Here is a 7759-nt window from a genome sequence, read left to right on the forward strand (position 1 = left end):
TGATGAACGGCGGCGTGGAGCCCGTTGTCGGCACCAAGGTGACTCCCACCTACTCCGACATCAAGGGCATCTGGTCCGAGAAGTACATTGAGTACTGCACCAGCATGGGTATCATCTCCGGCGACGGCACCGGCAAGTTCAACCCCACCGGCACCCTGACTGCCGAGCAGGCCGCCAAGATGTTCCTGACCGCCATGGGCTACGACGCCAAGGTGTTTGGCTTCGTGGGCAATGACTGGGCCATCAACGTGGGCCGCTACGCCAACGAGGCCGGTCTGTACAAGGACCTGGGCGACGTCGTTCCCTCTCAGCCCATCACCCGTGACGATGCCATGCAGATGGCCTATAACGCCCTGCAGGGCACCATGATGCGCCGCACCTGGTCTCAGGACCTGACCACCGGTCAGCTGACCGAGACCTACGGCCCCTGGATCGACCAGTATCAGAGCGGCGGTGTGGTCTACACCCGTCCTCACACCCTGCTGGCCGACAAGTTTAACGGCTCCATCGAGCTGGGCTATCTGAAGGCCTTCAGCTATGACGACACCAAGGCTCAGTGGACCTACACCTTCAATGCCAGGGAGAACTTTGGCGCTGACGCGATCAACAGTCAGAATGCCTTTAATCCCGACAATAAGACTGGCGACGTCACTCTGAAGTCTACCGTGGATTACACCGGTCTCTTTGGCCAGCAGGTCAAAGTGATCTACAACATCAAGAAGAATGATGTGATTTACGGCGTGTACGCCAATGACAGCTCCGTGATCGTCTCCGGCGCTACCGGCAACATCGAGGACTACAATGATGATGCCAACAGCGTGACTGTGGCCGGCACCGACTACAAGCTGAAGGCCGACGCCAAGGAGATCACCGTCTATAACTTCAACAAGGATACTGTTGCCACCACTCTGAACAACCTGAAGCCCGCCACCGACGGCACTAACCTGGATGCCTACACCTTCAAGATGGTGGACAACAATGGCGACGGCAAGATCGACGCTGTGATCTGCACCCCCATGACCGTTGCCAAGATCAACTATGTGGGTAAGGACAGTGTGCAGCTGGGTTCTGGCCTGGGCGCTAAGGACATTGACGATCTGGTGACCTATGACGGCTATGCCGCCGGCGACTGGGTCTGCTACATCGAGGCCGACTACGCTGTGCTCGGCGAGAACACTATTCAGAAGATCGACCTGCAGACTGCGGCTGTGTCCGGCGTCCGCGGCGGTGGGGATGCTAAGAGCTACACCGAGTACCAGGTCAACGGTACTTGGCTGGCTGCCAGCAAGGCGACTGTACCCCACTTTGCCTACAAGGATGCGATCGCTACTGCCGATGTGAACGACACCATCGAGTATGTGGCCCTGGGCTCCACCATCTTCTACGCCAAGATCGTTGACATCGCCGCTACCAGCAAGAATATCGCCATGATCGTGACCGCTGGCACTGAGGATGACGATACCTCCCATGAGGTGAGCGGCAAGACCGTGAAGGCCAAGCTGCTCTTTGCTGACGGCTCCACCTCCGTGGTTACCGTTTCCAAGATGGACACGAAGGATGTGACCGCTGCCAACGTTAGCAGCCTGCTGCAGCCGAAGATTGGCACCCTGGTGACCTACCGCCTGGACGGCAGCAACTATGAGCTGATGCCCGTGAGCGCTGACAATACCGCTGGTTATAAGGACTATGAGGATGCCTCTCCCGCCAGCTATGACAACGGCAAGGTCAACGGCTTTGAGCTGGCTGACGACGCTGTGATCTACTTCCTGGGCAACGCCACCAACCTCGACAAGGCGGATGATGGCAAGGCTGATCCCGACGCCACCCGTAAGTCTAGCATCTTCTCCGGCAAGGAGATCAAGAACACCTGGGGCGCCAAGACTGTGGCTCTGGACAACTGCGTTGTTCTGACTCAGGAGGTCAACGGCTTTACTTACGCCAAGGTCGTTCTGATGTTTGACGAGACTGGCCTGCCCACTGTGACCACCGGTTCCAACTATGGCTACCTGTCCGCTCCCACTTTCCGCACCATTGGTGAGGACGGCAAGACCTATCTGAACTACACCATCTTCACTCCTAACGGTGAGCTGACCGTCAAGGAGGAGAGCACCGACGCTCCCAAGGATTATCCGCAGGGCGCTGTGGTTACCTATGACCTGGTGTCTGACGGCGTTGTGAAGAACGTCAGCCTGCCTCACGTGATCACCGGCGCTGTCACTGGTTGGGATGGCGTGGACAAGATCTCCCTGGATAACAACGTCAGCGAGATTGATGCCACCGACTCCACTGTGATTTATGTTGATTCCAACAAGAAGGTGGGCGTTGAGGGCGGCTCCATCCAGAAGTTCGGCGACTACGACGACAATGGCAAGCTCAACGGCGACGAGAAGCCCAACGTCCGTTACGTGCTGTCCGCCAACTACGTGGTCCTGCTGGTGGTAGACATCAACAACGAGATGGGCATTGACCCCGCCACCGAAGTGATTGGCGTCACTCTGAATGGCGCTTCTGTGGATAACACTGCCATCCAGAATATGCTTGACAAGGCTGGCGAGTACAAGAAGCTGGACTATGACACGGTTACTGTGGAAGTTCCCGCCGATGGCATGAGCGTTGAAGCTCTGACTGTCCCCAAGGACATGACTCTGGCCTTTACCGGGGCTGGCACTGTGACTATGAAGGGCAACTGGACCGTGAATGGCGACCTGACCGTGGAGGGTACTCTGGCTCAGAACGGCTATGACCTGAACGGCAATGGTACCGTTAACGGCGATACCCTCGTTATGGGTTCCAGCATGAGCGGTTCTCTGAAGGTGACCTTTGAGCAGGCCACTCTGAAGAACCACTACCAGGTCAATGGCGGCACCCTGACCATCAATGGCTCCATCACTGTTGCTGCTGGTGATGGCAAGAGCTACACCATCACCGTCAGCGGTGATAGTGAGGTTAAGGTTGCTGGCGATGCGAAGGCCACTCTGGTGGTCAACGATACCGCCAATGTGACCGTTGACGGCACCATCGCCGGCGACGTGACCAACAATGGTACCGGTAAGGTGGAAGCCGACAAGATTGACGGCCAGACCAGTGGTAACAACGTTTACGAGATTACCCCCGATGCCGTTGCTTACATCGTCAACAAGTAATGGAACATTAAGAGGGCTGTAAAGCTCCGTTTCATACAAGAACCCCCCCAGGGCAAATTTGCCCTGGGGGGTCTTGTATATCTCAGATAGCGGCCAGATAGTGGTATACCTTTCCAGAAAGATTCGTAAACGGTCCATATGTCGCATCACAGGTAAGGCGAATATTACTCCCGATAATCTGCAAATTGATCAGCGAGGCGCTGGAGCGGATAGGAAAATTGACTGCAGCCAGGCCACCGTATCCACTATCCGTATATCCAGACTCTGTAAACACGATAATCCATTTGGGTGTAATGCCTAAGTTAAGGGTTCGTGTTTCCGCGCCATTACCTGTATAGGTGCCAAACACGATGTTGGCCCGCCCCTCTGCCAGGGTTTGGATACTTGCCAGGGTGGTATTCACTTTTTGGATGCTGCTGTTGAATTCGCTGCGCAGGGTCTGCTGGGCTTTGCTCAGGGCGGATTCCACCTGTGTGATATCCGCGTCGTGGTCGGCGCGCAATTCCCGCTCCAGAGTATCCAAAGCGGTGTTCAGCTGTTGTACATCCCCAGTCAGATCCGTGCGCAGATTCTGCTCCGCCGTATAGAGCGCCGAGTCAAGCTTCTCAAAATTCTCATTGAAATCCGTGCGTAAAAAGTCGTCCTCCGGCACCCACTGGTGCAGCCCATAGTGTTCGGTTTTATTGGTTCCCATATCATTGCCTCCCTCCGACCTTGGCGGGCATACCTCTTTTGATGTATGCGCCTGGTCAGGGGGTATTTTTCATGCCCTGCAGCGGGAAAAAGTTCCAGCAAAGGGATTTTCCCCGACCTTTTCTCCCCAAACAGGCATGCGAAATACCTCCGTTTTTTGCCTGTGCAACAAAAACGGAGGCCCGTCCAGGTATAAAGGGGGGTTTTTATATGGCAAGCTATACACAACACTATCAGCTCCACCAATGGGAGCCCAGCGACGACTTTTTACGCTCTGATTTCAATGACGACTTTAAAAAAATCGACACTGCGATCCATGACACGGAAGATGAGTTGCGCACCGACTTTGATGGCGAAGTATCCCGGCTGGACACAGCCCTGAGTAAAGCTCAGCAGACCCTGCAAAACAATCTGAACACTCAGGTGACACGGCTGGACACCGCCTTGAGTACCGCCCAGCAGACCCTGCGCAGCGAATTCAACAGCAGCATTCAAAAAGTGAATACCACCCTGGCAAGTATTCAAGCCCTGGCGGAGGGTCGGGCCAATATCGTGTTCGGCACCTATACCGGCGACGGCACAAAAAACCGGCTTATCAACCTTGGCATCACGCCTAAATGGGTGCTGCTTTTTCCAGAGCTTGGCGACTACAGCAATGGCAGCGGCGGCCTGTGTGCGCCCGGACATCCCATAGTGTCTAAAAGCGATGCCATCCACATGATGGTCGGCGGCACCAAGATCCAAGTGTCTGAAAACTTGGACACAGGCAGTAATACCAATATGTACAACACGGTTTACTACTACCTGGCGGCTATTTAAAACGATGCAAGAACCCCCGGGGCATTTACCCCGGGGGTTCTTACATTGAGCAGAGTTTTACACCCTTTTAACGCCCAATTACTTGTTCACGATGTAGGCAGTGGTGTCAGCAGAAATCTTGTAGATATCAGTCTCACCAGTGCCGGTAACACTACCGGTCACTTTCTCCACCTGGACGTTGCCCTTGACAGTGCTGTTGTTCACAATGCTGCCAGTCACAACGCCAGCATCCAGCTTGGCGGTGCCATTGACGGTGATGGAGAAGTTGCTGCCCTCAGCAGCGGTGACGTTGCCGTTGATGGTCAGGGAGCCGCCATTCATGATGAAATTGGCCAGCAGCTCAGCGCTCTTGAAGGTCACGGTCACGGAGCCGCTGATGCTGGAACCCAGATAGACCGTGTCACCGGTAACGGTGCCAGTGCCGCTCAGGTCCTTGCCGCCCAGGTTCAGAGCGCCTTCCAGAGTCACAGTGCCGTTCACAACCCAGTTGTCGCTCATGGTCACGGTATCAGTGCCGGTGAACGCCAGGGTCTTGCCCTCGTCAACGGTCAGAGGGCCAATGCTCATAGCGCCGCTGAGATTCACAGTGACAACGGGGTACTTGTCCAGGTTCTCCTGGAGCTTGGCGGTGTTCAGGGAAGCGCCGTCCAGCACGGGACCCAGCACGGAGAGGGCGGGATCGGCCTTCATGTCGTTGTTGATGTCAACCAGCAGCAGAACCACCTGGTTGGCAGCCAGCACGTAGCGGACGTTGGGCAGGTTGGGAGTGCCGTCGCCGTCGGTGTCAGCAGCCTTCTGGATGGAGCCGCCCTCGACGCCCACCATCTTGTTGGAATCAACATAGAGCACGGTGGTGTCCTTGGCGTCGATCTCGCTGACGGTGTTGTCCAGGGAGATCTTGTCCACGCCGTCCCAGCCAGTAACCATACCGGTGGTCACACGGGCCAGGTTGACGTTCTTCACAGTGTCGGAGGAGACCACATCATAGGTCACCACGGAGCCCTGGGGATAATTCTTGGGCGCGTCGGTGTTCTCTTCCTTCACGTTCAGCACGCCGTTAGCGGTGTGGATGGTGTAGTTCAGGTAGGTCTTGCCGTTCTCGTCCACGCTGCGGTAGGTGGGAGCGGACAGGTAGCCGTAGTTGGAGCCGGTGGTCACAGTGGGCAGGCCGTTGGTAGCATCGATCAGCAGAACCACCTTAGCGTAGGTGAAGCCGTTGATCTCCTGGGTCAGGACCTGAACCTTGGCGGTGTTGTCACCCTTGGCGCCGCTGCCCCAGGTGTTCTTGATCTCCTTGCCGGTGTAGACATCAGCCTTGTTGCTGGAAGAAGCAACACCGGGGGTGGAGCCGAAGAAGTACACCACGGCGTCGTCAGCCAGCTCAAAGCCGCCGACCTGGCCATTGTTGTAGCCGCCGCCAAACTTGTAATCCTTGTAGCCGGCAGTGTTGGTGCTGCTCAGAGCGGTCAGCTCGTAGTTGGAGCCGTCCATGCGGTAGGTCACCAGCTGGCCAATGTAGCCCTGCAGGGTAGCCTCGTCAGCGGGAGTAGCGCTCAGCTTAACGCCGTTCAGCTTGGAAGCGGTAGCAACAGCGGTGGAGCCATCGCCGAAGAGCAGCTTGACCTTCAGGGAGTCGCCAGTCACCTGGCTGGTAGTAACGTTCTTCTCGATACCAGCGGTAACAACCATGGCGATGTTCTTGCTGGTAGCGGCAATGTCAACGATCTTGGCATAGAAAATGGTGGAGCCCAGAGCAATGTACTCAACGGTGTCGTTCACGTCAGCCTTAGCCACCATGGAGCTGTAAGGGCTGTAGTTGCTGCCGGCCAGCCAAGTGCCGTTGATCTGGTACTCGGTGTACTCAGCAGCGCCGGAACCACCGCGGACGCCGGACACAGCCGCAGTCTGCAGCTCGAGCTTCTGGATGGTGTTCTGGCAGGTGGTAGCATAGGTGTCCTCGATGTAGCAGACCCAGTCGCCAGCGGCGTAGCCGTCATAGGTCACCAGGTCGTCCAGATCAACAGAACCGATGTTGGAGCCCAGCTGTACGCTGTCCTTGCCCACGTAGTTGATCTTGGCCACGGTCACAGGAGTGCGGATCACAGCGTCGATCTTGCCGTCGCCGGTGTTGTCCACCATCTTGAAGGTGTAGGCGTCCAGAGCTTTGGTGTTCTTGGTGCCGTCAGCCTTCTCGGTGGGCAGAGTGTCCAGCTTCGCAACAGCGACATCGTTTCTGAGATCATAAACGCCGATGGTATTGGCATCGTCGTTCAGCTTGTAGTCGGTGCCGGCCACAGTCACAGTGTTGGCAGTATCGTTGTACTCCTCAACATTGCCGGTAGCGCCGGAGACGATCACGGAGCTGTTGTTGGCATACACACCATAGATAACCTCGTTGTTATCAATGTTGTAGATGACCTTGACCTGCTGACCAAAGAGATCAGTGTAGTCCACGGTGGACTTCAGCTTGATCTGGCTGGCCAGAGCGTTCTGGGTGTTGATCTTGTCACCGCCGAAGTTGGCGTTGGCATTGAAGGTGTAGGTCCACTGAGCCTTGGTGGCGTCATAGTCGAAACCGACCAGGTAGCCCAGCTCGATGGAACCGTCAAACTTGTCGGACAGCAGGGTGTGGGGAATGTTGTAGAGCACACCGCCCACAGTCTTCTGCTCAGTCCAGGGGCCGTAGGTCTCGGTCAGCTGACCGGTGGTCAGGTCCTGAGACCAGGTGCGGCGCATCATGGTGCCCTGGATGGCGTTGTAAGCCATCTGCATGGCATCGTCACGGGTGATGGGCTGGGAGGGAACCACGTCGCCCAGCTCCTTGTACAGGCCGGCCTCGTTGGCATAACGGCCCACGTTGATGGCCCAGTCATTGCCCACGAAACCAAACACCTTGGAGTCGTAGCCCATGGCGGTCAGGAACATCTTGGCGGCCTGCTCGGCAGTCAGGGTGCCAGTGGGGTTGAACTTGCCGGTGCCGTCGCCGGAGATGATGCCCATGCTGGTGCAGTACTCAATGTACTTCTCGGACCAGATGCCCTTGATGTCGGAGTAGGTGGGAGTCACCTTGGTGCCGACAACGGGCTCCACGCCGCCGTTCATCA

4 protein-coding genes are annotated in these 7759 nt (G+C 56.5%); 2 read left to right on the plus strand and 2 right to left on the minus strand.

Annotation, left to right across the window (positions count from 1 at the left end; genetic code table 11):
- Positions 1-3143: S-layer homology domain-containing protein (locus tag B5F88_RS17940; protein ID WP_087348751.1), on the plus strand; the 3143-nt coding region annotated here is incomplete at its 5' end.
- An 82-nt stretch (positions 3144-3225) separates the two neighbouring features.
- Here the strand turns inward: B5F88_RS17940 and B5F88_RS17945 are convergent.
- Positions 3226-3837 (minus strand): hypothetical protein, encoded by a 612-nt coding sequence (locus tag B5F88_RS17945; RefSeq protein ID WP_087348753.1) that lies wholly within the window; start codon positions 3835-3837, stop codon positions 3226-3228.
- Between the two features lie 209 nt (positions 3838-4046).
- Between B5F88_RS17945 and B5F88_RS17950 the strand changes: the two genes are divergently transcribed.
- A complete protein-coding gene (locus B5F88_RS17950; protein WP_087348755.1) occupies positions 4047-4655 on the plus strand; it encodes a hypothetical protein in 609 nt (202 codons plus the stop codon).
- A gap of 78 nt (positions 4656-4733) precedes the next feature.
- On the opposite strand, the gene B5F88_RS17955 is transcribed toward B5F88_RS17950, so the two are convergent.
- Positions 4734-7759, minus strand: a 3026-nt coding sequence (locus B5F88_RS17955) for an S-layer homology domain-containing protein (protein WP_087348757.1), incomplete at its 5' end; no start/stop codon positions are given.

This window comes from Flavonifractor sp. An306 (assembly GCF_002159455.1).
GTDB lineage: Bacteria > Bacillota > Clostridia > Oscillospirales > Oscillospiraceae > Flavonifractor.

Bases quoted from the DNA above. Each gene is read 5' to 3' on its own strand.
- B5F88_RS17950 (WP_087348755.1), top strand. From the start codon at position 4,047: ATGGCAAGCTATACACAACACTATCAGCTCCACCAATGGGAGCCCAGC.
- B5F88_RS17945 (WP_087348753.1), bottom strand. From the start codon at position 3,837: ATGGGAACCAATAAAACCGAACACTATGGGCTGCACCAGTGGGTGCCG.